17 protein-coding genes are annotated in these 24,960 nt (G+C 69.6%); 10 read left to right on the top strand and 7 right to left on the bottom strand.

All coding sequences use genetic code 11. The features are described 5' to 3' along the window. Positions 1–50: 50 nt before the first annotated feature. The 4 genes from ABGB17_RS09940 to ABGB17_RS09955 are packed head-to-tail and all read right to left on the bottom strand — an operon-like array spanning position 51 to position 4,066. Positions 51–626, bottom strand: coding sequence for an ATP/GTP-binding protein (locus ABGB17_RS09940; RefSeq protein ID WP_347627693.1), 576 nt, complete (start codon positions 624–626; stop codon positions 51–53). Then, positions 607–981, bottom strand: coding sequence for a DUF742 domain-containing protein (locus ABGB17_RS09945; RefSeq protein ID WP_347627695.1), 375 nt, complete (start codon positions 979–981; stop codon positions 607–609). Before ABGB17_RS09945 ends, ABGB17_RS09940 begins: the two co-directional genes overlap by 20 nt. Further along, positions 978–1,382: a roadblock/LC7 domain-containing protein gene (locus ABGB17_RS09950; RefSeq protein WP_347627697.1), complete on the bottom strand. Its 405-nt coding sequence runs from the start codon at positions 1,380–1,382 to the stop codon at positions 978–980. The genes ABGB17_RS09945 and ABGB17_RS09950 overlap by 4 nt, the downstream gene beginning before the upstream one ends. Further along, complete coding sequence (locus ABGB17_RS09955) at positions 1,379–4,066, bottom strand: nitrate- and nitrite sensing domain-containing protein (protein WP_347627699.1); 2,688 nt, start codon at positions 4,064–4,066, stop codon at positions 1,379–1,381. The genes ABGB17_RS09950 and ABGB17_RS09955 overlap by 4 nt, the downstream gene beginning before the upstream one ends. A gap of 109 nt (positions 4,067–4,175) precedes the next feature. Between ABGB17_RS09955 and ABGB17_RS09960 the strand changes: the two genes are divergently transcribed. Both ABGB17_RS09960 and ABGB17_RS09965 read left to right on the top strand, forming a co-directional pair. Continuing rightward, positions 4,176–5,003, top strand: a complete 828-nt coding sequence (locus ABGB17_RS09960) for an SDR family NAD(P)-dependent oxidoreductase (protein WP_347627701.1) — start codon at positions 4,176–4,178, stop codon at positions 5,001–5,003. A 258-nt stretch (positions 5,004–5,261) separates the two neighbouring features. Beyond that, on the top strand, positions 5,262–6,410 hold the full coding sequence (locus tag ABGB17_RS09965) for an acyltransferase family protein (RefSeq protein ID WP_347627703.1): 1,149 nt from the start codon (positions 5,262–5,264) through the stop codon (positions 6,408–6,410). Between the two features lie 33 nt (positions 6,411–6,443). Here the strand turns inward: ABGB17_RS09965 and ABGB17_RS09970 are convergent, their stop codons facing one another. Continuing rightward, a complete protein-coding gene (locus tag ABGB17_RS09970; RefSeq protein WP_347627705.1) occupies positions 6,444–8,402 on the bottom strand; it encodes an NAD(P)-binding protein in 1,959 nt (652 codons plus the stop codon). Between the two features lie 469 nt (positions 8,403–8,871). On the opposite strand from ABGB17_RS09970, the gene ABGB17_RS09975 reads away from it, so the two are divergent. The 7 genes from ABGB17_RS09975 to nrfD all read left to right on the top strand — a co-directional run bounded on the left by ABGB17_RS09975 (position 8,872) and on the right by nrfD (position 17,284). After that, on the top strand, positions 8,872–9,072 hold the full coding sequence (locus ABGB17_RS09975) for a hypothetical protein (protein ID WP_347627707.1): 201 nt from the start codon (positions 8,872–8,874) through the stop codon (positions 9,070–9,072). Between the two features lie 35 nt (positions 9,073–9,107). Beyond that, positions 9,108–10,631 carry an SPFH domain-containing protein gene (locus ABGB17_RS09980; protein ID WP_347627709.1) on the top strand — a complete coding sequence of 508 codons (1,524 nt, stop codon included), beginning with the start codon at positions 9,108–9,110 and terminating at the stop codon, positions 10,629–10,631. Positions 10,632–10,744: 113 nt separating this feature from the next. Further along, positions 10,745–11,239 carry a carboxymuconolactone decarboxylase family protein gene (locus tag ABGB17_RS09985; protein WP_347627711.1) on the top strand — a complete coding sequence of 165 codons (495 nt, stop codon included), beginning with the start codon at positions 10,745–10,747 and terminating at the stop codon, positions 11,237–11,239. Further along, entirely contained in the window at positions 11,236–12,015 is a 780-nt protein-coding gene (locus ABGB17_RS09990; protein ID WP_347627713.1) for an isocitrate lyase/phosphoenolpyruvate mutase family protein, read from the top strand. Before ABGB17_RS09985 ends, ABGB17_RS09990 begins: the two co-directional genes overlap by 4 nt. 45 nt (positions 12,016–12,060) lie before the next feature. Then, positions 12,061–15,366, top strand: coding sequence for a formate dehydrogenase (fdh, locus tag ABGB17_RS09995; RefSeq protein ID WP_347627715.1), 3,306 nt, complete (start codon positions 12,061–12,063; stop codon positions 15,364–15,366). Next, a complete protein-coding gene (locus ABGB17_RS10000) occupies positions 15,363–16,322 on the top strand; it encodes a 4Fe-4S dicluster domain-containing protein (RefSeq protein WP_347627718.1) in 960 nt (319 codons plus the stop codon). Before fdh ends, ABGB17_RS10000 begins: the two co-directional genes overlap by 4 nt. Positions 16,323–16,345: 23 nt before the next feature. Continuing rightward, the gene (gene nrfD / locus ABGB17_RS10005; RefSeq protein ID WP_347627720.1) at positions 16,346–17,284 is read left to right on the top strand and encodes an NrfD/PsrC family molybdoenzyme membrane anchor subunit; all 939 of its coding nucleotides are present in this window, start codon (positions 16,346–16,348) and stop codon (positions 17,282–17,284) included. A gap of 27 nt (positions 17,285–17,311) precedes the next feature. Here the strand turns inward: nrfD and ABGB17_RS10010 are convergent, their stop codons facing one another. Together ABGB17_RS10010 and ABGB17_RS10015 are read right to left on the bottom strand one after the other, a co-directional pair. Continuing rightward, positions 17,312–18,892, bottom strand: a complete 1,581-nt coding sequence (locus tag ABGB17_RS10010; RefSeq protein WP_347627722.1) for an ImmA/IrrE family metallo-endopeptidase — start codon at positions 18,890–18,892, stop codon at positions 17,312–17,314. 465 nt (positions 18,893–19,357) lie between these two features. Further along, positions 19,358–20,878 carry an MDR family MFS transporter gene (locus tag ABGB17_RS10015; RefSeq protein ID WP_347627724.1) on the bottom strand — a complete coding sequence of 507 codons (1,521 nt, stop codon included), beginning with the start codon at positions 20,876–20,878 and terminating at the stop codon, positions 19,358–19,360. 3,285 nt (positions 20,879–24,163) lie between these two features. On the opposite strand from ABGB17_RS10015, the gene ABGB17_RS10020 reads away from it, so the two are divergent. Beyond that, entirely contained in the window at positions 24,164–24,934 is a 771-nt protein-coding gene (locus ABGB17_RS10020) for an endonuclease/exonuclease/phosphatase family protein (RefSeq protein ID WP_347627726.1), read from the top strand. Positions 24,935–24,960: the final 26 nt, after the last annotated feature.

Consider the following 24,960-nt stretch of genomic DNA (forward strand, 5'->3'; position numbering starts at 1 on the left):
GCGGGCGGCGAGAGGGGGTGAAGAGGGTGGTGCTGTGGCTGCGGTGCTCCCTATCCGGCGGCGGGGGTGAGCGTGCGCAGCGCGTGCTCCACCAGAGTGACGAGGACGACCTTGGCCGAGGCGCGGCGGCGCACGTCGCACATGATGACCGGCACCTCGGGGTCGAGGTCCAGCGCGATGCGGACGTCCTCGGCCTCGTGGCGCTCGGCGCCGTCGAAGCAGTTGACGGCGACGATGAACGGCGTGCCGCGCTGCTCGAAGTAGTCGATCGAGGGGAAGCAGTCGGTGAGACGCCGGGTGTCGGCGAGCACGACGGCGCCGAGCGCGCCGTAGGACAGCTCGTCCCACATGAACCAGAAGCGCTCCTGCCCGGGGGTGCCGAACAGGTACACCACGAGGCCCTCGCGGATGGTGATGCGGCCGAAGTCCATCGCCACGGTGGTGGTCGTCTTGGTCTCGACACCGTCGGTGTCGTCGACGCCGATGCCGCGGTCGGACAGCACTTCCTCGGTGCGCAGGGGACGGATCTCGCTGATCGCTCCGACCAGCGTGGTCTTCCCCACGCCGAAGCCGCCCGCCACCAGGATCTTGAGAGCGACGGGCTCCTCAGAGTGCTCGTAAGCCATTGATCACTTCCTTGAGAATGCGCTCGTTCGGGCGCGGTCCCCGCTGGGCGGGCGCCCGTACGCTGATCATGCCCTGGTCATGGAGATCGCCGAGGAGCACGCGGACCACGCCGAGCGGCAGGTCGAGCTCGGAGGCGATGTCCGCGACCGACATCGGCTGGTCACACAGGCCGAGGATGCGGTGTTCCTCGGGCCCGAGACCAGCCTCGCCAGTGTACGGAGCACCGGTCGCCGTGACCATAGCGATCAGGTCGAGATCGTCGGCGGATGACCGGGTGCGGCCACGGATCAACGCGTAGGGACGGACGACCGGGCCCGCTTCCTCGTCCAGCCACTGCTCCCCGTGGACGGTCATGGCGATGTCCGGGGATTCGTTGAGATGTGCTGGCCCACCCGCTTGACGAGCATGGCCATCTCGTAGGCGATGTGGCCCACGTCGGCGTCCGCGCTGCTGAGCACCGCGAGGCACGTGCCGGTGCCCGCCGCGGTGACGAACAGGAAGGCGTTCTCCATCTCGACGATGGTCTGCCGCACCTCCCCGCCGCCGAAGTGCCGCCCGGCGCCGCGGGCGAGGCTCTGGAAGCCCGACGCCACGGCCGACAGGTGCTCGGCGTCCTCACGCAGGAAACCCTTGGACGCGCCGACGACCAGGCCGTCGGTGGACAGGATGACGGCTTGGCGCACCGCTGCGACCCTGGTGATCAGATCGTCGAGGAGCCAGTTGAGTTCGCCGTTGGACGAGACTTTGCCAGTCATTCGTCACCCTTCTCGCCGGTCGCCTGATGTACGTAGCCCTCACTATGGTCGCGCAGCCCGTGCTGTGGGTCACGCCGGTCCGCGCGCCCGGAGGGCTCGTCGCCCTCGTCGCGCCCGGTGCCCGGCGGCGGCTGCCCGCCGTCGTGCCTGCTCAGGTGCTCATTCGTCCGGTCGTGCTGTGCCGCGGACTTTTCCCCCGAATCCTGCTCGGACTCCAGCCGCCCGCGGCGCCCGCCCTGCTGGAAGGCAGAGAACATGGCACGCGCCTCGTCGGGGGAACGGTTCGGCCCGGCAGGGGCCGCGTCGTCGGCCGGGGTGGGGGCGGCGAGAGGCGTGGAGCCCTCCCGGGTCCGCGTGTCCTGCTGCTTGTTGTCCCGCAGTTGCGGGGCCATGTTGGCCTGCCGCACCCGGCGGGGAAGGCCCGCGTGGGTGCCGCCGGCGGTGGTTCCTGCCGCCTTGGGTCTCGGCGCCGGAGTCCTCGGCGGTGGCACCGTGGACGGCGGCTCCGTGGCGTCGGTGATCGGTGTGATCCCGGGGTCGGTGTCCGGGCCGTTGTCCACGTAGCCCGGCACGACGGTCAGCGACGGGCTGTCGGTGGCCCGCGCGGGGGTGAAGTACGGCGAGGGGGCGGCGGGCGGCTCGTCGGCCGGTGCGCCGGACCTGTCCGAGGTGTCCGACGTGTCCGGTGTGCCGTCCGCCGTGCTCGTCTCCGGCGCGGCGGGCACGGGGAGCGGGCCGCGCGCGTGGCGCGGGCCGCTGTCGGCGAGCGAGCCGGGCAGGGGCGTGGGGGTGCCGTCGTCGGCGATCATCTGCCGCGGGATGAGCACGATGGCCGTCGTGCCGCCGTACGGCGACGCGCGCAGCACGACGTTCACGTTGTTGCGCGCGGCGAGCTGGCCCACCACGAACAGGCCGAGGCGGTCGCTGTCGGCGAGGTCGAACTCCGGCGGGTGCGCGAGCCGCTCGTTGATGGAGGCGTACTCCTCCGGGCTGAGCCCGAGCCCGCGGTCCTCGATCTCCACGACGAAGCCGTTGGCCACCGACTCGCCGCGCACCTGCACCCGGGTGCGCGGCGGCGAGAACACGGTGGCGTTCTCGATCAGCTCGGCGATGAGGTGGATGAGGTCGGCGACGGTCGCGCCGGCGACGAAGGCGTTCGGCAGCGGGAACACGTTGACCCGCGTGTAGCCCTCCACCTCGGCGACCGCGGCCCGCACCACGTCCACCATCGGCACGGGCTTGCGCCACGCCCGGCCGGGGGCGGCCCCGGACAGGATGATCAGGCTCTCGGCGTGGCGGCGCATGCGGGTGGTGAGGTGGTCGAGCTGGAACAGGTCCTCCAGCGCCTCGGGGTCGGACGCCCGGCGCTGCATGGTGTCGAGCAGCCGCAACTGCTTGTGCAGCAGCCCTTGCTTGCGGCGCGCCAGGTTGAGGAACACCTGGCTGACGCCCCGGCGCAGGTCCGCCTGCTCCACGGCGGCCTGCACGGCGGTGTGCTGCACCGAGCCGAACGCCTCGGCGACGTCGTGCACCTCGGCGGAGTCGCCGCCGGGGATCGGCGGCGCCTCGGCCTCGACGTCCACCTCCTCGCCCTTGCGCAGCCGCTCGACGACCCGCGGCAGCCGCACGCCGGCCAGCTCGCGGGCGGAGTTGCGCAGGTCGGCGAGCTCGTGGATGAGGCGGCGGCCGAAGCGCACCGAGATGATGATGGACGTGACCACGGCGACCAGGCCGAGGCCGCCGGCGAGGCCGATGCGCAGCAGGATGCCGGTGGCGACGCTCATGGCGCGGTCGGCGAGGGCGTTGGACGCCTTGATGCCCACCTGGTCGAGCATCGCGGACAGGTTGTCGGCGATGGCCTGCCAGCGGCTCACCGACGGGGGCAGCGGGCCGGTGGCCCTGGCCCGGTCGATGATGTCCTGCTCCATCGTGATGAAGCGCTTGAACGTCGGGGAGGCGAAGACCTCCTCGTACGGCTTGCGCAGGTCCGGCTCCAGCATCGCCATGCCCTTGGCGTACTGGAAGCGCCGGTTGGCCACCCACTCGGAGAACGCCTCGTACTCGGAGTCGGAGAGGCCGTCGCGGGCGATGGCCGCGCTGACCAGGGCGTTCTCCCGGGAGATGATCTCGCGGGCCTGGCCCATGGCCTGCATCGCGCCGGCCTGCTCGAAGATGGACAGGTCCGGCACCGAGACCATGCGGTCGTACAGGCGGAAGACGCCGTCCATGATCTGGTTGTACGCCTGGATGTTCGCGAGGCGGGTGGACTGCCCGGTGTCCACGTTGGCCCGGATGCCCGGGAGGTGCTCCAGCTCGTTGAGCAGGGCGGTCGTCGCGACCTTGGTGGCGTCGTTCAGTGCGCCCTGCGTGTCGTCGGAGAGTGCGGCGGCGCGGAACTTGGCGAGGGAGACGTCGGTGGCGCGGCGCTGGCCGAGCAGGCGGTCCTGGTCGCGGGGGACGGCGCCGAACGTGGTGGCGGAGATGGAACGTTCGGCCTGAATCTGGAGTCCCAGGTCTGTGGAGGTGACACCGAGGCTTTGGTAGATGGTGTTGGCCCGCATCAGCGAAAGGCCGTCGCCCACCGTCAGGTTCAGGACGAATCCCCATAGGGCACTCAGCGAAAGCAGTGGTAGGAGTAGCAACGAAAAGATCTTGAAGCGGATCGACCGCTTGCCAGAACCCATGGTCACTCCTGCGCGCCGGGAGGCTCTTGCCGCATTTGGGGGGGAATGCACCTCCGGAAGATCGCTCAGAAGGCTAGCACCGATAGGGTTCCGGCGTACTGGAGGACGAATGATTACTGTAATAACAGGCGCCACAGCCGGAATCGGCGCGGCAGCCGCCGAAGAGATCGCCCGCGCCGGGCACGACGTCGTCCTGATCGGTCGTTCCCGTGCCAGGCTCGACTCCGTCGCCGCGCGTATCGAGAACCTCACCGGTCGCCGCCCGGACACGCACGCCGCGGACCTCGCCTCGTTCACCGAGGTGCGGACGCTCGCCGGCGAGCTGCTCGACCGGTACGAGCGGATCGACGTGCTCGCCAACAACGCCGGGGTGATGACCCCCAAGCGTGAGACGACGGCGGACGGCCACGAGACGATGATGCAGGTCAACCACCTGTCCGGTTTCCTGCTCACCAATCTGCTGCGCGAGCGCCTCGTGGCCTCGGGCGGCCGGGTCGTGACGACGTCGTCGCGGGCCGCCAAGTCGGGCCGTCTCGACCCCACCGACCTCGACCGCAAGGCGCGGCGCTGGAACGGGTGGCTGCAGTACAGCGACACCAAGCAGGCCAACGCGCTGTTCACCGTCGAGCTCGCCCGGCGCGGGGTGACGGCCACCTGCTTCCACCCCGGCGTGATCCGCACCGGGTTCGCCGCCGGCACGCTGCTCATGAAGATCTACGGACTCATCCCCGGCTACTTCAAGACGCCGGAGCAGGGCGCCTCGACACTGGTCCGCCTGGCGACCACGTCCGACGGCGCCGACCACTCGGGCCGCTACTTCAGCGAACAGGGCGTGCCGTCGCCCGTCCCGGAGAAGATGGAGGACCCCGCCCTCGCCGCGGCCCTGTGGACCGCCAGCCTCGCCGCCACCGGCCTCCCCGCCGAGACCGCCGTCTGACCCGCTGACGACCCGCCGCCGGCCCGCCGGCGACGCATCGCCGGCCCCGGCCCGTGCGGCGCCTGACCCGCCGCCGGCCGGACCACCCGGGTCGCCGTGCCGCGCCACGCACCTGACCGCCGCCGGCGGACCGCCCGGTTTCGCCATGCTTCGCGGCCCGCCGTAACCAAGGGGCCCGCCACCCGTCGTGCGGTGTTCGCCGGGGAGCCGCCGCGCGTTCGCCCGGCCCGCGATCCGCGGCGCTAGGGTCGGTGGCTCGTGACGACCCCCGACGCCCCGGCGGCCCCCGGCTCGGTGCCTCCGTCGCGGCCTTCGGTGCCCACCCCGGCCGCACCCGACAGGCCGTCCGGTCTCCTGGCCTTCACCGAGGCCGTGCCCGCCGCCCCGCCCCCCACGCGCCGGTCCCGCGAACGCGACCCGTTCCTGGACAACGCCAAGTATCTCGCGATCATCCTGGTGGTCGTCGGCCACCTCATCGAGGACCTCCGGGACGTCCCGGAGGCGCACGCGATCTACTTCTTCCTCTACACCTTCCACATGCCGCTGTTCATCGCGCTCAGCGGCTACCTGTCGCGCAACTTCACGTTCTCCGCGGGCAAGGCGCGCAAGCTCATCAGCGGGCTCGCGGTGCCGTACGTCATCTTCGAGGTGGCGTACTCGCTGCCGCGGCTGTTCCTGGACGGCGACCTGGAGATCAGCCTGCTCGACCCGTACTACCTCACCTGGTTCCTCATGTCGCTGTTCCTGTGGCGCCTGTCGACCCCGGTGTGGCAGCAGCTCCGGTGGCCGCTCGTCATCGCGGTGGGCCTGTCGCTGCTGTCGGGCATGAGCGAGCTGCCGGACGAGCTGTCGATGAACCGCACGTTCGGCCTGCTGCCGTTCTACGTGCTCGGCCTGATGCTGACCCCCGCCCACCTGGAGCTCCTCAAGCGGCCGGCCGTGCGCGTGGCCGGCGCCGTCGTGCTGGCCGGAGGGCTGGCGCTGGCGTTCGCGCTGCACGCCGACATCGCGACCGAGTGGATCAGGTGGCGCGACAGCAACGCCAAGATCGGCGTGGACAACCTCACCGGCAGCGCGATGCGGCTCGCCATGCTGACGGCGGGCGCGGCGCTGCTCGCCGCGTTCCTCGCGGTCACCCCGTCGCGGCGCACATGGTTCTCCGGCCTCGGCGCGGCCACCATGTACGCCTACCTGCTGCACGGCTTCTTCGTGAAGGTCTTCCAGGTGTACGCCAAGGAGATGAGCACCCCGGCCGGCGTGGTGCTGGCCGTCCTGCTCGGCGTGGCCATCGCCACCCTGCTCTGCACGCCGCCGGTGCGCCGCCTCACCCACTGGGCCGTCGAGCCGGACACCTCGTGGGCCTTCACGGCGCTGCGCAGGCCGTCCAAGCCCGGGGCACGCGGCTGAGCCGGCCATGCCGGGGCGCCACGTGGGTGGGCGTCACACCGGGTCCGCGCCCTCCAGGTCGCGCACGGCGCGGAAGGCGGCGCTGACGGCGGCGTCGGCGTCGCCGCCGGGGACGGCGTCGGAGCCGGCCATGGCGACGCGGCCGAAACGGCGGCGCGCGGTCTCCGCGGGGGACGGGCCGTCGGGGTGGAAGGCGTCCCAGGGCCGCGCGTACGCGGGGGAGTACCCGTGGCCCCAGCGGTTCACGGTCAGGCCCTCGATGTCGCGCGCCGGGTCGAACCCCCACGGGCCGAGCAGCCGGGCGAGCTGCTCGCGCACGCCGAACTCCAGCGCGGCGTACGGCGTGCCCGCGAGCGCCCGCCGCCCGGCCACGGCGGCGGCCCCCGGCGCGGTGCCCGGCGTGGCGGGTGTGTGCACCAGGTGCGCGGTGACCGGCTCCTCGGGGGTGACCGGGCAGCGGTACGCGCCGACGCTCACCGGCGGGGCCAGCTCGGCGCCCGCCCAGTACGCCCCGGTGAACCGCACCCGGTGCACCCCGGCGTCGCGCCAGGCCCGCCAGTCCCGTAGCTGCGCCGTCGCGTGCACCACCGGCAGGCGCACGGCGCGCCGCATCGCCTCCTTCTGCGCGGGCGGCAGGTCGTCCACGAGGTAGGGGATGACGCTGTGCCAGCAGGCCATGATCACCCCGTCGGCCCGCACCGTGCGCACCCGCGTGCCGTCGTAGTAGCCCACGGTCGCGCCGGACGCCGTCTCCGGCGGCCCGTCGTTGCGCACCAGCACGACAGGGCTGGACAGGCGCACCCGCACCCGGTTGCCCGCACGGTCCAGCGCGGAGTTGTCGAACGACGTGGTGGTGACGTGCTCCGCCGAGACGTCGGCGGCGAAGCCCGGCACCATGCGCCCGGTCATCATGCGCACGAGGGCCTGGTTGCCCTCGGGGAAACAGTGCGCGTCGGCCTGCCCGGCGGCCCGCCCGCGGGCCACGCACGGCGAGTTGTACGGCGACGGCTCGGGCTTGAGGCCGAGGCCGGCGAACCCCGGGTAGGAGAACGGCCCTGACAGCGCCCACGCGTCCAGCGCGCCGAGCGCGTCGGCGCCGTACGCCCAGGTGGCGCTCGGCATGGTCTGGCAGAACCGCACCGCGTCGGGGTGCACGCGGCAGACGTCCCGCAGGAAGCCCTGGTAGGTCAGCCCGGCGAGCAGCCGCTTCTTGTGGCCGTCGGGCAGGCCGGGGAACCAGTCCGGCGGGTGGTCGAACAGCATGACGAGGTCCTGCCTGGCCCGCTCGGCGACGGGCAGCTCGGCCACCCACTCGGCGGCAGGACGGCCGGGCCGCAGCACCACCAGCCGGTCCCGGCCGAAGCTCTCCCGGTCGCAGAACACGCCCTCGTGCATGCCGAGCCCCGGGTAGAGACCCGTGTCGCAGTCACGTCCCGGGACGACGCCGAGGTCGGACAGCAGCTCCCGCCCCTCGGGGGACCACGCGCGCGGGCCGTACAGCGCGCCTGAGCCGCCGTGGGCGACGAGCGGGCCCAGGCGGCCCGCGGGGTGGAACTCGTTGCGGCGGGCCTGGCCGCCGATGTCGTCATGGTTGTCCAGCACCAGCACCCGCGCGCCGGGGTGACGCCTGGTCCAGGTGTAGGCGGCGGTGACGCCGCTGATGCCCGCGCCGACCACGACGAGGTCGTAGTGCTCCCCGGTGGGCTCCGGCGTCCCGGCGTGCCGCCAGAAACGCCCGTCGCGCAGCGCGTGCGGCACCGCGATGGCGTCCGGGGTGTCGCCGCGCAGCCCCTGCGCGCGGGCCGGGTGGCGCTGCTCCCGGCGCGCGGCCGGGTGGCCGGCGAGCCGGGCCCGCGGGACGGGACGTGCGGGCGGCGCGGCGGGCGGCGCGGCGGCGGGCCGGGCGGCCGGGGTGGCCGCGGGCAGGGCGGCGCAGGTGACCGCGGTCGCGACCCCGTCCAGGAAGTCCCGCCGGCTGATCGGCCGGTCCATCCCCAGCTCGTGGGCCCGCGTTCCCGGAAGATCATCGCCAAGCGGGAAATGAGCCGTCATTCCGCGATCATCACCTCCGCCGGAAAACCGAAAGCGGCGGGGCGCGGCGGCGGGAAGAACTCTTTCTCCGTTTATTGCGCCCGCTGTACGCCTGTTTTCGGCACGAGCCCGAAAAGCCGCTGGTCGGGTGCTCTGTGCATCCGGCGCGGTCGGTGAGTGATCGGTGGAGGTCGCCGAGGGCGATGTGCGGAAAATGGGTGTGAGGGGATGTTTGCGATTTGTGATTTTTGTCGGCTGGCGCGGGGAACGCGGGGGTTCGCTGGGCCGTTGGGCGAGGTGAAGGCAGTGCGCGCGGGTGGCCCGAGCAACGGGGATGGGGCCGCCGGCTTCGTTCTCCCTGGTGTTGAAACGGGGCGAACGGAGTAATGTTCGCGTGCGGTGATGCGTTCGATGACGGGGTGACACACGGGTGGTCGGCAGACAGGGCAGGGTGACCGGCAGGATCGGGCCGGGCCTTGTGGGTGAGGTGCTGGTGCCGATACGCGGGGGCGTCGAGGCGTTCTATGCCCACCCGGCGATTCCTGATGAGGAGATCCCGCCGGGGACGATCGTCGTCATCGTCGAGTACTCGCCACCGCGGACGGTCTACGTGGCCCGCGCCATCGTCTGAACTTCTCCCACACCCCCTGTACATCCGGAGGTCCCATGACCACCACCGAGCTGGCCTTCTGGGCCGGCGGCGTCATCGTCGTGCTGCTGGTTGCCGCGTTCCTTTTCAAGGCCGTTTGGCGGGTCGCCGAGCCCAACGAGGCGCTGATCATCTCGGGCCTCGGCGCCCGCGGCAAGAACGAGCTCGCCGAGAGCCTGGGCTTCAAGATCATCACCGGGAAGGGCACCGCGGTGCTGCCCGGGTTCCAGACGGCGCGGCGGCTGCGGCTGGACAGCCGGGCCACCAACCTCCAGGTGAACTGCGTGACCCAGCAGGGCATCCCGGTGCAGGTCCGCGGCGTGATCATCTACAAGGTCGGTGACGACTTCACCTCGATCGCCAACGCGGCCCGGCGTTTCCTCGACCAGCAGGACAGCATGAGCGGCGCCATCCACGAGCTGTTCACCGGTCACCTGCGCTCCATCATCGGCAACCTCACCGTCGAGGACCTCATCCTCAACCGCGAGCGGCTGACCGGTGAGACCCGCAGCAGCGCCGCCGACGAGATGAGCAAGCTCGGCCTGGTGGTGGACTCCCTGCAGATCCAGGAGATCGACGACGAGACCGGGTACATCACCAACCTCGGCAAGCCGCACGCCGCCCGCATCGCCGCCGCGGCCCGCATCGCCGAGGCCCAGCGCGACCAGGAGGCCACCGAGGCCGAGCAGGCCGCCGCCGCCAAGAAGGCCGCCGCGGTCCGCGAGTCCCAGATCCAGCAGGCCGGGTACCAGGCCGAGATCGACCAGGCCGCGGCCAAGGCCCGGCAGGCGGGCCCGCTGTCGGAGGCCACCGCCCGGCAGGAGGTCGTGGTCCAGGAGACCCGGGCCGCCGAGCTGGAGGCCAACCTCTCCGAGCAGCGGCTCCAGTCGCAGGTGCGCAAGCCCGCCGACGCCAAGGCGTACGAGACGGTCACGCTCTCGCAGGCCGAGCGGGACGCCCGCATCGCGCAGGCCGAGGCCGAGGCCAGGGAGACCGAGCTGCGCGCCGTGGCCCAGGCCTCGCAGGTGAAGCAGGCCGCCGCCGCGGACGCCGAGTCGGTGCGGCTGCGCGCCGAGGCCGCCGCCGGCGCCGCCCGGGCCACCGGTGAGGGCGAGGCGGCCGCGGCCAAGGCCCGCGCCCTGGCCGACGCCGAGGGCGCCAAGGCCAAGGGCCTCGCCGAGGCGGAGGCCGCCCGGGCGCGCGGTCTCGCCGACGCCGAGGCGGCCAAGGCCAAGGGCCTCGCGGAGGCCGAGGCCATCCAGGCCCGCGCGCAGGCCCTGGCGCAGAACCAGGAGGCCGTCATCGCGCAGCAGCTCGCGGAGAACTGGCCGCAGATCGTGGAGGCGGGCTCCAAGGCGTTCGGCAACATCGACCACATGGTCGTGCTGAACGGCGCGCAGGGCGTCGAGGAGATGCTCGCCAAGGCCCTCACCCTGGGCGGCGCCGGCCTCGGCCTGGCCCGCTCGCTGTTCGCGAACGCCACCCCGCCGAGCCTCAACGGCACCGAGCCCCCGGCCAAGCACCCGGCCGACACCGTCTGATCCACGGTTCCACCGGCTGGTTCACCGTGCCCGGCACGAGCGCGTCGGCGGAGCGCTCGTGCCGGGCCCACCCGCGTGCCGGACGGTGGCAGGGGCGCTCCTAAAGTGGGGGGATGAGCACCTCAACGACGGATGACACCACCACGAAGGACCTGCCACGGGTAGATCTCAACCGGGTGACTCCGGAGATATACAAGGCCATGCTCCATCTCAACGCCGCCGTCGAGCGGAGCGGCCTGGAGAAGCCGCTGCTCGAACTGATCAAGGTTCGTGCCTCGCAGATCAACCGCTGCGCCTACTGCCTCGACATGCACACCGTCGACGCCAGGGCGGGCGGCGAGACCGAGCAGCGGCTGTACACGCTGCCGGCCTGGCGTGAGACGCCGTTCTTCACCGCGCGTGAACGGGCCGCGCTGGAGGTCACCGAGGCCGTCACGCTGATCGCGGAGGAGGGGCTGCCCGACGACGTGTACGCGCGGGCCGCCGAGCAGTTCACCGAGGACGAGCTGGCCAAGCTGCTCTGGGCCGTGATCGTCATCAACGCGTGGAACCGCGTCGCCATCCCCACCCGCATGGAGCCCGGGCACTACCACCCGCGCGCCCGATGACCGCCGCCCCGGACGCCGCGGCGCGGTTGCGGGCCCTGCACGTGCCGGGGCGGCCGCTCGTGCTGCCCAACGCGTGGGACGCCGCGTCGGCCCGTGCCGTGGTGGCCGCCGGGTTCCCTGTGGTGGCGACGGGCAGCGCCGCCGTGGCGCGGTCGCTCGGCTACGACGACGGCGAGGACACGCCGGTCGCCGAGATGCTGGCCGCCGTGGCGAGGATCTCGCGCGTGGTCGCGGTGCCCGTCACCGCGGACATGGAGCGCGGGTACCGCCTGCCGCCGGCCGAGCTGGCCGAGCGGGTGGCCGAGGCGGGAGCGGCCGGCGTCAACCTGGAGGACTCCGACCCGCGCACCGGCGCGTTGATCGACCCGGCCGAGCAGGAGGACTTCCTCGCCGCCGTCCGCGCCGCCGCGCCCGACCTCGTGATCAACGCCCGCGCCGACACGTTCCTCCACGGCTCCGGCTCGCCGGAGCAGTGCCTCGCCGAGGCGGTCGAGCGGGGCCGCCGCTACCTGCGCGCGGGCGCCGACTGCGTGTACCCCATCCTCGCCGCCGACCCCGCCGTCATCTCCACGCTGGTCACCGAGATCGGCGGCCCGGTCAACGTGTACCTGCGTCCCGGCATGCCCTCGATCGCCGACCTCGCCGCCCTCGGTGTGGCGCGCGTCAGCTTCGGCGGCGGCCTGCACACCGCCACCCAGACGTACCTGAGCGGTCTGCTGGCCGACATCGCCGCCGGGCGGTCCCCGGACGGTTGGGGCGGCCCGCGCGAGGGGTAGGAGACGCTTGCGCCCCCTGACGTCACGTTTGCGACAGGGGGCGGGATGGGCCGGACGGGTCGAACGGGCGAGCCGGGCGGGACCGGCGGTGCAGGCGGGTCCGGCATCCGGCGGTGGCCGGTGGTGCGGCAGGTGCTCGGCCGGGACCGGCTGGGCCTCGGCGCCGCCGTGCGGTCGCCGCAGACCGAGACGCTGCGCTCACGGGTGACCGCGGCGGACCGTGTGGTGAAGTCCGTCTGCCCCTACTGCGCCGTGGGCTGCGCGCAGAACGTCTACGTCACCGGTGACGAGGTCGTGCAGATCGAGGGCGACCCGGACTCGCCGATCAGCAGAGGCCGGCTGTGCCCCAAGGGCTCGGCGACCCTGCAGCTCACCACCGGGAGCGCCCGCGAGTCGACGGTGCTGTACCGCGCGCCGTACGGCACCCGCTGGCAGCCCCTGGACCTGGACACCGCGATGGCGATGGTCGCCGAGCGCGTGGTGCGCACCCGCGCCACCACCTGGCAGGAGGAGTGCGAGGGCAGACGCGTGGCCCGCACGCTCGGCATCGCCTCCCTCGGCGGGGCGACGCTGGACAACGAGGAGAACTACCTCATCAAGAAGCTGATGACCGGCCTCGGCGTGGTGCAGGTGGAGAACCAGGCCCGGGTCTGCCACAGCTCGACGGTCACCGGCCTCGGCACGTCGTTCGGCCGCGGCGGCTCGACCACGTTCATGCAGGACCTGCAGCACTCCGACTGCGTCGTCATCGAGGGCTCCAACTTCGCCGAGGCGCACCCGGTCGGCTTCCAGTGGGTGATGGAGGCCAAGCTGCGCGGCGCGAAGATCATCCACGTGGACCCGCGCTTCAGCCGCACCAGCGCCATGGCCGACCTGTACGTGCCGATCCGCGCGGGCAGCGACATCGCGTTCCTCGGCGGGATCATCAACCACGTGTTGTCGGAGGGCAAGGACTTCCGTGAGTACGTGCTGGCGTACACCAACGCCGCCGCGATCGTCCGCGACGACTTCAGGGACACCGAGGACCTCGACGGCGTGTTCTCCGGCTTCGACCCGGTGAACCGGCGCTACGACCCGTCGAGCTGGCACTACAAGTGCCCGCCGGTGCAGGCGGCCTCCGGGCGCCGGACGCGGCTGCCGGAGTACCACACCCCCGGCAGGAGCGAGGCGCACGGCTCGGGCGGGGCGCCGGTCGAGCCGGACATGCTCCGCGACGAGACGCTCGGCGACCCGCGCTGTGTCTACCAGATCCTCAAGCGGCACTACGCCAGGTACACCCCGGAGATGGTCGAACGCGTCTGCGGTGTGCCGCCGGAGCTGTTCCGCCAGGTCTGCGACGCGCTGACCGAGAACTCCGGGCGCGAGCGCACCAGCGCGTTCGCGTACGCCGTCGGATGGACGCAGCACACCGTGGGCACCCAGTACATCCGCGCCGCGAGCATCCTGCAGCTCCTGCTCGGCAACATCGGCCGCCCCGGCGGCGGCATCATGGCGCTGCGCGGCCACGCCAGCATCCAGGGATCGAGCGACATCCCGACCCTCTACAACCTGCTGCCCGGCTACATCCCGATGCCGCACGCGCACACCGACGAGGACCTGGAGACGTTCCTCGGCATCATCTCCACGCAGAAAGGCTTCTGGGCCGAGGCCCGCTCGTACGTGGTGAGCCTGCTCAAGGCGTACTACGGCAACGCGGCCACACAGGACAACGACTTCTGCTTCGGCCACCTGCCGCGGCTGACCGGCTCGCACAGCACCTACGACACGGTGATGGCGCAGCTCGACGGCGCGAGCAAGGGGTACTTCCTGTTCGGCGAGAACCCGGCGGTCGGCTCGGCCGGCGCCCGCATGCAGCGGCTCGGCATGGCGAAGCTGGACTGGCTGGTGGTGCGGGACTTCTCGCTCATCGAGTCGGCCACCTGGTGGCAGGACGGCCCGGAGATCGAGAGCGGCGAGCTGCGCACGCGGGACATCCCCACCGAGGTGTTCTTCTTCCCCGCCGCCGCGCACACCGAGAAGAACGGCACGTTCACCAACACCAACCGGGTGCTGCAGTGGCACGACGCGGCCGTCGAGCCGGCCGGCGACCGGCGCAGCGACCTGTGGTTCGTCCACCACCTGCACCGCCTGATCCGGCAGCGCCTCGAAGGCTCCACGGAGCCGCGGGACCGGGCGTTCCTCGACCTCGCCTGGCACTACCCCGAGGAGGGGGAGCTGCGGGAGCCGAGCGCCGCCGCGGTGCTCAGGGAGATCAACGGGTACGGGCCTGACGGCCGCCTGCTCGACGGGTACGCCGGGCTGCGCGGGGACGGCTCCACGTCCTGCGGCTGCTGGATCTACTGCGGGGTGTACGCCGGCGGGGTCAACCAGGCGGCCCGCCGCACCCCGCACACCGAGCAGAGCTGGGTGTCGGCCGACTGGGGCTGGGCCTGGCCGCTGAACCGCCGCGCGCTGTACAACCGCGCCTCGGCCGACCCGACCGGTGTGCCGTGGAGCGAGCGCAAGGCGTACGTCTGGTGGGACGCGGCGCGCCGCCGGTGGACCGGCCACGACGTGCCGGACTTCGTGGAGGACCTGCCGCCCGGCCACCGGCCGGACCCCGACGCGGTGGGCGTGGCCGCGTTGTCGGGCATCGACGCGTTCATCATGCAGGGCGACGGCAAGGGCTGGCTGTTCGCACCCGCCGGGCTGCTCGACGGGCCGCTGCCCACGCACTACGAGCCGCAGGACTCCCCGATGGGCAACCCGCTGTACCCCACGCAGCCGCACAACCCGGCGCGGCTGCTGTACGACCGGCCGGGCAACCGTTACCACCCGGCGGGCAGCGAGGTGTACCCGTACGTCGTCACGACCTACCGGCTCACCGAGCACTTCACCGCGGGCGGCATGAGCCGCTGGCTGCCCTACCTGTCGGAGCTGCAGCCGGAGATGTTCTGCGAGGTCTCGCCGGAACTGGCCGAGGAGCGGCTGCTCCAGCACGGCGGCTGGGCCACGGTGATCACGGCGCGCGGGGCCATCGAGGCCCGGGTGCTCGTCACCGACCGCATGCCGCCGCTGCGGCTGGACGGCATGGTGGTGCACCAGATCGGGCTGCCGTTCCACTTCGGCCCGAACGGCCGCGCCGCCGGCGACGCGGCCAACGAGCTGAGCGCCATCGTGCTCGACCCGAACGCCGACATCCAGGAGGTCAAGGCGTACACCGCCGACATCCAGCCGGGACGGCGCCCGCGCGGGCCGGGGCGGCTGCGCCTGACGCAGACGTTCCGCCGCAGGGCGGGGCTGCCCGAGGATCCCGTCGAGACCACCACGGCCAGGCGCGCGGTACGGACCGAGTCGGAGGTGCCGCGATGACCACGACGGGTCTGCCGGAGGTGCAGGGGGAGACCGGGTACACCGCGCACCCTCCGCGCATGGGGTTCTTCACCGACACCTCTGTCTGCATCGGCTGCAAGGCGTGCGAGGTCGCCTGCAAGGAGTGGAACCGGCTCCCGGCGGACCAGCCGTCCGGGTTCACCGGCATGTCGTTCGACAACACCGTGGAGCTGTCGGCGTCCACCTGGCGGCACGTGGCGTTCGTCGAGCAGCGGGCCGACGGGGACCTGCGCTGGCTGATGGCGTCGGACGTCTGCAAGCACTGCACCGACGCGGCCTGCCTGAACGTCTGCCCCACCGGGTCGCTGCTGCGCACCGAGTTCGGCAGCGTGGTCGTGCAGCCCGACGTGTGCAACGGCTGCGGCTACTGCGTGTCCGCCTGCCCGTACGGCGTGATCGGCAAGCGGGAGGACGACGGCCTGGCCTGGAAGTGCACGCTGTGCCACGACCGCCAGGTGGACGGCCTCACCCCGGCGTGCGCCAAGGCGTGTCCCACCGAGTCCATCCAGTTCGGCCCGCTGGACGAGCTGCTGGAACGCGCCGAGGCCCGGGTGCGGCGCCTGCGCGAGGACGGCGTCACCGAGGCCCGCCTGTACGGCCACGACCCCGCCGACGGGGTGCGCGGCAACGGCGCCTTCTTCCTGCTGCTCGACGACCCCGAGGTGTACGGCCTGCCGCCCGCGCCGAAGGACACCACCCGCGACCTGCCCCGCATGTGGCGGTGCATGGCGGCGGCCACGCTCACGCTGGCCGCCGGCGTCGCCGCGTCCTTCGCCGCCGGCGCCCTGCCCGCCCTCCGAGCCCGCCGCCCCGTCCGGGGCGGCCTGCTCGACCACCGTCTCCTCCGGGCCCGCCGCCCGGTGCTGGACGGCATCCCTGCACGTCGCCTCGTCCTGAGCGGCCTCCGTGCCCTCCGGCGGCCGGCGGACCACTGACAGACCGCGCGAGGGAACGTCACATGAGCACGATGAGGACGGCCGGTACGGCCATGGGCGCGACGGGCACGCGGCCGGAGGGGTTCGCGTCCTACTACGGGCGGCCGGTGCTGAAGGCGCCGACGTGGCGTCCGCTGAACATCGGCGGCTACCTGTACCTCGGGGGGCTCGCCGGCGCCTCGTCGGTGTTCGCCGCCGGGGGCCAGGCCACCGGCCGGCCGGGGCTGGCCCGCGCGGGGAAGGTCGCGGCGCTCACCGGGATCACCCTGTCGTTGGCCGCGCTGGTGGAGGACCTCGGCCGTCCCGGCCGTTTCCTGCACATGCTGCGGGTGTTCAAGCCGACCTCGCCGATGAGCGTCGGGTCCTGGCTACTCGCCGGGTACGCCCCCCTGGTGGCCCTGAGCGCGTACGCCGACCTCACCGGCCGTCTCCCGCTGCTCGGCAAGGCCGCCTGCTACGGCTCGGCCGCGCTCGGCCCCGCCGTGACGACGTACACGGCCGTCCTGATCAGCGACACCGCCGTGCCCGCCTGGCACGAGGGCCACCGTGAGATGCCGTTCCTGTTCGCGGGTTCCGCCGCCACCACCGCGGCCGGCGCCGCCCTGATCGCCGCACCACCGGCGGAGACCGCCCCCGCCCGCCGCGCCGCCGTCTTCGGCGCCGCACTGGAAGTGCTCGCGGGCCGCCTGATGCGCCACCGCATGGGCATGGTCGCCGAGCCCTACCACCGAGGCCGCGCCGGCATGCTCATCCGCGCCGGCGAGATCCTCGCCGTCACCGGCGCCGCGGCCGCCGTCCTGTCCACCCGCAGCCGCCCCGCCACCGCCCTGTCCGGCGCCGCCCTGATGGCCGCCGCGGCCTGCACCCGCTTCGGCATCTTCGCCGCCGGCAGCGCCTCCGCCACCGACCCGAAGTACACCGTGGTCCCGCAACGCGCCCGCCTGGCTCGCGCCGGTGGGTGATGTCGCGTCCTCCGGCAGATCGGTGTGTCAGTCACGCACCTGTCTCAGCAACATGTCTCGATCGAATTCACTCATAAGTGTGAGGTTGTAAAGATGTTCGATGGCGGCATGACGGCTTACCCGCAACCGTCCCGCGAAAGTGGTGATGCCCTCAAGATCGTGTATGGGATCCGGGCTGTCCGCGCGTGCCGCCTGCACCAGCCTTGTAGGCATCAAGAACATCGCCGCGAATGCGTTCGCCCGGCGTTCGATGATCTTGGGTGCCCACGGGCCGCTGGCGATGGCTAGTCTCCGGCCCCGTGATCTGTCGAACAACAGATGGCACAACTCGTGAGCCATGCTGAACCGCTTGGCGGTAGCGGTCTGATAGGGCGACGCCTCGTTGTGGATCACGGTCGGTCGGTGATGCGGGCCGACGAGGGAGCAGGCCCTGATGTTGTCGTCGTGCAGTCTTGCCGAAAGAAGGGTGACCTGTAGCTCCTCAAGGACCCCCGCCACATCTACCCAGCCCTCCGCGAACCTGTCTCCGAGTTGCGAGTGCACTTGTTCTGCCAGTTCGTAACCCTGTTCCCAAGCCGGCAGCGATGGGTCGGGAACGGTCTGCTCACTCAGCTCCTCCAAGGCTGCGGTGACGATGTTCTTCGTATATTGGGAGACGAGAATCGCTGCCAGTGTGTGCACGTCATCTCTGGTGACCGTAGGGGACGTGGAGCTGAAGAGCAGGGCCGCCTGGCAGGAGCCTGAGATCACCAGGCTTGATTGCTCCACCGCCAATGCCGCGTCAGCGCCCTCGCTGTTCCCCTGGTTTCTCAGCTCTGAGACGATCTCCTCCCAGCGTGAACGCATCTCGGCCTCGGGAAGATTTCCTTGGAGTCGGCTCCGCAAAGGAGGAAGTGCCCGGAGTCCGGCAAGCCAGTCCAGCCGGGTGTTGTGCTGGCCGGGAAGAGTGAGTTCGTCGACCTGCTGGCTCAGCTTCACCAGTCGTTTGCTCTCCGGACACAGTGAGAGCAGGAATCGCGCCGCCTCGCGCAGGACCTCGTAGAGGGGGGAAGCGACGACCTCGGGGGAGAAATAAGCCACGCCTCTGGCGGAACTGTGCCGGTAACCCGGGGGTGAGCCTGCAAGAGGTTCATCATCCCAACTCACCTCCACCAAATCTCTGAATCGGCGAACGACCACATGCGGGAAGAGTCCGCCGTCACGCGCCGAGCGGAGAGCGTGACGTTGGTACCACTCGAACCACTCCTCCTCCCACGCGACGGTTTCCGCCTCGCCGATGAGTGCTGGGGCGTTACGCGTATAGATCAGCGCCGTGGCGGCAGGCTCGTCCTGATTTCGATTGGGAAGCCGCTCTTCGTGGAACAGAGGATTCCAGTTCTCCGCCAGCCATTCCAGGAGCGGTAGGAGATACCAGTGGGTCGCGGGTACGTACTCACCCTGGCTGACGTGGGCGGACAGGTTCTGACCATACGTCCATATCTGGAACGAACCCCAAGATGCCGACTCCTCCGGAGTCGCCCCTGCACCCGCGTCCGGATCGGGCATGAAGGTCATCTTGAAAGCGAAGGCGTCGGTTCTCCCGGAGAACCTTTCCCAGATGATGGTCATAGCTCACGACGCTTTCTGGCTCGACGCACCGTTCTACGATCGACCTGTTCACCGGCCACCCACGCGGAGATCACATGCGCCGGCACCTCTTCCCAGCCGATCGGATACCCGTGCCACCTGCCCTCCGCGTGTTGCTGGGCGCAGAAAGGCCTGCTGCCCATCTGTCGCGTAGCGCTTCCTTCCGTCAAGAGTCCTTTGGGCGAGTAAGGCGGGGCCGTTCGCGTTCGCCGGGCAAATCGAGCCATGTCGTCCGGGGCTGGGCATTGGCTTGTGCTTAGGGTTCGGCTCGTAGTGCAGGGGTGTCACGACCTCCGGGCCGGATGGCTCCAGATTGCTCTCGGTCATGTCGTCCCTCCATCCGTCCAGCAGCGTAAGGCGATCGTGCCGATCGTGACGCGAACGGTGCAACGCAACGTGCCGTACACCGAGCCGTTGTCCGCCTTCGGACGCGGAGGAGCTCCGCGCTCAGTCGAAGGTCAGTTCCTCGGTGCGGCGGGGCATGAGGAGGAGGGCGACGACCGCGAGGGCGGCGACCACCAGCAGGGACAGGAAGACGTGGTGGGTGGCGTCGGAGAGGGCTCTGCGGATGTAGGCGGCGGTGGGGCTCTGGGCGGCGGAGCCCTGGGTGCCGAGGACGAGGCTGGTGGCGTCCAGTGAGGAGGGGAGCTTGCCGGCGAGGGCCGCGGGCGGGTGGAGGAAGCGGTCGGAGAGGGTGGCGTTGGAGATGGCGCCCATGACGGCGGCGCCGACGGCGCTGCCGAGGGAGCGGCAGAACATGTTGGTGGCGGTGACCACGCCGCGGCGGTCCCAGCCCACGACCGACTGGATGGCGACCATGGTGGGGCTGGAGGACAGGCCGAGGCCCACCCCGACCACGAAGCACGCGGCGGCGACCTGCCACACCAGCGCGCGCTCGGTGAGCAGGGTGCACAGGACGGCGCCCGCGACGACGACACCCGAGCCGATCAGGGCGGTGTCGCGGAAGCCGATGCGCATGTAGATCCGGCCGGACAGGGTGGCGGCGAGCGGCCAGCCGACGGTCAGCGCGGCCAGGGCGAAGCCCGCGAGCAGCGCGCCGGTGCCGAGCACGCCCTCGGTGTAGGTGGGCACGTACGAGCTCAGGCCGATCATCAGGGCACCCACGCTCAGCGCGACCAGGTTGCCGCCGACGAGGACGCGGCGGCGGAACACCCACAGCGGCAGGATCGGCTCGGTGGCCCGGCGTTCCACCTGCACGAACGCCGTGACCAGCACCAGCCCGGCGGCGAAGATCAGCAGGCTCGGCGCCGAGAGCCAGTCCCAGGCCACGCCGCCTTCGAGCAGGCCGAGGATGAGCAGGGACGAGCCGGAGACGAGCAGCGCCGCCCCCAGGTAGTCGATCTTGTGGGTGCTCTGGCCCACCTTCTCCTTGAACCGCCGGGCGAGCACCCAGGCCGCGAGCGCGCCGAGCGGCACGTTGATGAAGAAGATCCAGCGCCAGGTCAGGAAGTCGGAGAACAGCCCGCCGAGCGCGGGCCCGACGACGGCCGAGATCCCCCAGACGCTGGCGACGTACCCCTGCACCCTGGCCCGCTCCTCGACGGAGTACATGTCCCCGATGATGGTGATGCTCATCGGCTGCACGGCCCCCGCGCCGATGCCCTGCAGCGCCCGGAACACGATGAGCGCCGGCATGCTCCACGCGAGCCCGCACAACACCGAGCCGAGCAGGAACACCGCGATCCCGAAGAACATCACCGGCTTGCGCCCGAACAGGTCGGCGAGCTTGCCGTACAGCGGCACGGTGACCGCCTGGGTGAGCAGGTAGATCGAGAACAGCCAGGGGAACTGCGAGAACCCCCCGAGATCGGTCACCACCGACGGCACCGCCGTCGCGATGATCGTGCTGTCCAGGGCGACCAGCCCGGTACAGAGCATCACGGCGGCGAGCACCGGACCCCGTTCCGATCGCAGCCCGACACTTTTCGATGTGGCTGTCGTCGTCACGTGGCGATCTCCTCAATGTGCACGCATTCCCGGACCCAGCAACCAGCATCTATCGGCATAGATTCCCATTCATCCCTGATTGATACTGTCTGTACCTAGATAGGCAACAGACGGTGACAACATGCCTGTTCAGGGTGAACGTGGGGCTACCGGTCGGTGATGGGTGCCAGACGCGGGATGTGGCCACTGGTCGGTGTGCGCCACTCTTGATCGGGTGTCCGTAATAGGGATGAGAGGTATTTCGGGTTTAAGGATGCTTCCCAAAGGGCTTGATTTTGTCATTCCATGGATCTGAGGGCCTGAACTGGCTTGAGGTGATGTGGTTGCGCCCGTAATCTTTACGGCGACGGAAGCATCCCTTGCCTCAAGAGAGCCAGATGAGTAGTGATGCGTTCAATCGGCTCAGAAGTATCCTGGACCCTGTTGATCAACATATCGATCCGGCAGTGGTGGCAGAACTTGGCAGTCGCGGATCACTAGCCGGCATAGTGAAGTCGCTGAGTAAGGATCGGACTTTGGTCGAGGCGGTTGCCGCGCGTTCCTATGCTCACCCCAATGGGTTCGACCGAATATCGCTCTATCGGGATCCAGCGGGCCCTGAGGTACGGATTCATCTCTGGTGGGAGGGAGTGCCGTCCGACGAGAGCATCCATAACCACGCATGGGACTTCAGTTCGCGAGTTATCGTGGGCTCGCTGCGGTTCCAGATGCTAAGCTCGCTGCCCTGCGGAGAGGATTATGATCGCTACAGTTCTAGCATGCCTGCCGGAGGGAAATTCGGTGACTACCAATTTGCTCACACGGGTGCCGATCGGCTCGACGTCGTCTTCGATGGCACCGTGATGGCTGGGTCGTCGTATAGCTTGAACCACGAGGCATGCCACCGGGTACTAGCCTCGCCTGAGGGGGCTCCGCTAGTGGCGACCATCGTGGTCCGCGGCCTGGTGCGACGCACGTTCTCCAGCGTATTTGTCCCGAAGGGGATGGCAATGCCTAGCCGTAGATCTCTGCGGCACCTCGAGGGCGCTGAAATCGTGGATAAGCTTCAGGCTTTAGTGCGGTGCGTCGGATAGCTCAAATGATGTTCCGAGGTTCGGAATGCGAGGAACTTGAGTCACTTCCAGCCGCCTCATTACATGCTGAACTGCCGGAAAACTCTATTAGCTCCTCTTGATCAGCCGTCCACGGTGGCGTTGAGGTCAATAGCATGCGAAGCGTTCCGCCATAGGTGAAGCGCGATCCTGCTGGCACTGTGACGAGATCGCCTTGCACGCAGCGTTCTGTTCGCCCTTCGACAGCGAATATTCCTGTACCCTCAAGGATATAGTAGACGAAATCGCACTCGTGCTGCCTGAGCACGGTTGGAAGATGTCCGTCTATCTCTACGATGAGGTAACTGCTGCGCACCACGCTCGAGTTAGCGTGAAAAAGCTTCCCGCGATGACCGAGTTTGTCAAAATTCCAGTCACTGGGCTCCGAAAATACGTAGTGACTCACGGCTCACCTTTCCGGCTCTTCGCGGTGTGTGCTCTTTGTTGTCTCATCGAGCACACCGGGATGCGGGTGGCGCAGCACTACGACGCACCAGCTCCTCATGCTGGCTCCATGGCCATCTCGACGTGTCGGGCCGTAACTAAGGGATGTTGCTACGTTGCTACGTCGATTCTTGCAGACCCGGGCCGATTAACCAAGGGCATCCCCATTTGAGGACGGTGATGATGGGCGATTAGATGCACACCGAAATGGAGAAGTTTGTGATATTTACGCCTTTTTGTCGTTCGAACGACCCGTGGAGTGGGAGATGCGTTTCACTACCCAGCCGGCGAGCAGCACCAGACCTGACCAGATCACGGTACTTACTAGATTGGTCCAGATGCCGGCGCCATCCAGGTGGAGGAAGCTGGTCACCTCTGTTAAGGCTGACCTGATGTGATCCCAGAACTGAGCGACCGCCAGGCCTCCGACGGCTAGGTACAGAAAGGAGTCACGTGTCCAGGATGCGATATCGCGTACGATTCGCCCGGCGGCACCACGTACGTCAGTCCCCGTTGCGGTGCCCAGACTGGCTCTTCGCACCTTGTTCCACTCGACCAAGGCAACCATGACCTGAGTGGTGCACCAGACGAACTCTACGGGATCGTATTCCTCGAACAACCACGCGCCCGACGTCTGCTGGCGGCGGAGAAGGTAGCGTACAGCTCTTTCTGCTGCTGCTTGACACTCGGTGTCTTCGGCGAACCGAGTCAGTGCGAGTAGAGCCCAAGCAGTGCCATAGTGAATACAACGAGACGGGATGCGGGGACGCTCTACTGGGAACCACTCGTCGTGGCTGTTCCCCCAGTCACCGTCAGGTTTTTGGCGTTCGAGAAGGTAGGCCGCTCCGGCCCGTACCCAGTCGGCGTCGGAACGTCCCTGAGCCACGCTAAGGGCATACAGGACCTGCGCAGTTGTCGCGGCATTGGGCGCTGCCCCAAAGCTTACTCCCCATCCCCGGGTCTCTGGATCTTGCATCTTGTGTAGGCGAGAGATCATTTTCGCGCACATGTGTTCGGTGTCCGGCTGTAGTGCGAAGGCCCACAGTGCCAGGGCGGTGGGAAAGGTTCTGGGACGTCCCACGTCCGCCGGGGTGGTGGCCGCCGCACCTTCCTGATCCACGCACTGGTGTAGGTAAGCCACAGCTCGACGTACGCATGTGTCGTTGCTCGTGTTCCATCCCATGCCGTGGAAGGCGATCACTACCCATGCTGTCGCTTCGCTGGCCGAGTACTCGAGCTCGCGCGCGGGGAACCCTCCGTCTGGCCTTTGTCTACTCTTCAGCCATTTCGCAGCGTCCGCCAAGTCGGAGGAGTTGGCGGGCTCCCCAATAGCGGTCATCCCTCGGATGCCGTCAAGTGTCCCGCCCCACTCCGTGGGATCCTCGTTCTCGTGATGTCCCCACCCCATTGCGCCGTCCGAGGTGCGTTTGTAGACCGAGCGAAGCCATTTCTCGGCATTCCGCAGACTGACTGCGGGGTCTAGGGGCTCGATCGGGCGCTTCTGGGGCATGTCACCTCACAGTAGGCGATTGGACATCACGTACCTTCCGGTATCGTGTGCCGCCTGCGTAACGTCACAGCGCCGGATGACCCTCGCCTTGCCTTGAGCGGAGCTTCGGCCAAGACATGCGCATCCGCTTCGACCTCGGCGCGCGGGTTGTCATGCATCAAAGGACGGTCCTTGGGTAGTCGGGGGCGGTCACAGCAGGGGTGCTCCACGCAGCACTGGGGGAAGCGGGCCTACATCGTCATGAAGTTGGTGGAGCGTGCCGAAACTGATCGCGTGGTCGTCCCGGCGCATGTCCGGATCGGAACCTGGAACGTCAACGAAGCGATCGCGCTCGGCTCCGGCGAAGACACTCTCCCGGAGATAGTCCGCATCGTGCGGGAACAAAGGCTCGACATGCTTGCTTTGCAGGAGGTTCCGTTCCTGGGTAGATCTGAGGTTTCGCCTCTGTTCGGACCCCTGCTTAGCGAGACCCAGCTCTCACACGTGGCAGGACACAGCTTGTCGCCGTCCTACGTGCGGCCGGGCGGACGATCCGGTGTGGTCGTCGCAAGTCGGTTCCCCCTCGGGGAGATAACGCGAGCCGTGCTCCCCAACCCTGGGCTGGTCTCCGACGAAATGCACAGCTTCGATAAGGGCACCGTGATGGCGAGGATCACCCTGGGTGGTTGCGGAATCACTCTAGCTTCGGTGCACATGTTTCCCTTTCACCGGTTTCAGCGGTGCGCGGAGGAACCCGAATTTTCGGTCGTGTGGGATCACCTGGCAGACGAGGTGAGCCGGTGCAAGGATGATGTTGTAGTCGTCGCTGGAGACTTCAACACTGACCAACGCAGCCTCGTTCTCGGACGCCTTGCGGTTCCCATGGAGTCGGCCATAACCGAAGGTCAAGTGGATGATGTCCTGTTCGGAGGAGCGCGACTAGTGACTGTCGCCACGGTTCCCACGTCCTCTGATCACCCGCTGTGTGTAGCTGAACTGGATCTGACGAGGGAGCAGGTCGCTGCTGCTTGACACGCCTTCCGTCGGTATTTCTATGA

Source organism: Sphaerisporangium sp. B11E5 (genome assembly GCF_039871875.1).
Taxonomy (GTDB): domain Bacteria; phylum Actinomycetota; class Actinomycetes; order Streptosporangiales; family Streptosporangiaceae; genus Sphaerisporangium.

Excerpts from the sequence above, each read along its gene's own strand:
- ABGB17_RS09970 (WP_347627705.1), bottom strand. The coding sequence starts at position 8,402 with ATGGACCGGCCGATCAGCCGGCGGGACTTCCTGGACGGGGTCGCGACC.
- ABGB17_RS09980 (WP_347627709.1), top strand. The coding sequence starts at position 9,108 with ATGACCACCACCGAGCTGGCCTTCTGGGCCGGCGGCGTCATCGTCGTG.
- nrfD (WP_347627720.1), top strand. The coding sequence starts at position 16,346 with ATGAGCACGATGAGGACGGCCGGTACGGCCATGGGCGCGACGGGCACG.
- ABGB17_RS09985 (WP_347627711.1), top strand. The coding sequence starts at position 10,745 with ATGAGCACCTCAACGACGGATGACACCACCACGAAGGACCTGCCACGG.
- fdh (WP_347627715.1), top strand. The coding sequence starts at position 12,061 with ATGGGCCGGACGGGTCGAACGGGCGAGCCGGGCGGGACCGGCGGTGCA.
- ABGB17_RS09945 (WP_347627695.1), bottom strand. The coding sequence starts at position 981 with ATGACCGTCCACGGGGAGCAGTGGCTGGACGAGGAAGCGGGCCCGGTC.
- ABGB17_RS10010 (WP_347627722.1), bottom strand. The coding sequence starts at position 18,892 with ATGACCATCATCTGGGAAAGGTTCTCCGGGAGAACCGACGCCTTCGCT.
- ABGB17_RS10000 (WP_347627718.1), top strand. The coding sequence starts at position 15,363 with ATGACCACGACGGGTCTGCCGGAGGTGCAGGGGGAGACCGGGTACACC.
- ABGB17_RS09960 (WP_347627701.1), top strand. The coding sequence starts at position 4,176 with ATGATTACTGTAATAACAGGCGCCACAGCCGGAATCGGCGCGGCAGCC.
- ABGB17_RS09950 (WP_347627697.1), bottom strand. The coding sequence starts at position 1,382 with ATGACTGGCAAAGTCTCGTCCAACGGCGAACTCAACTGGCTCCTCGAC.
- ABGB17_RS09955 (WP_347627699.1), bottom strand. The coding sequence starts at position 4,066 with ATGGGTTCTGGCAAGCGGTCGATCCGCTTCAAGATCTTTTCGTTGCTA.
- ABGB17_RS10020 (WP_347627726.1), top strand. The coding sequence starts at position 24,164 with ATGAAGTTGGTGGAGCGTGCCGAAACTGATCGCGTGGTCGTCCCGGCG.
- ABGB17_RS09990 (WP_347627713.1), top strand. The coding sequence starts at position 11,236 with ATGACCGCCGCCCCGGACGCCGCGGCGCGGTTGCGGGCCCTGCACGTG.
- ABGB17_RS09940 (WP_347627693.1), bottom strand. The coding sequence starts at position 626 with ATGGCTTACGAGCACTCTGAGGAGCCCGTCGCTCTCAAGATCCTGGTG.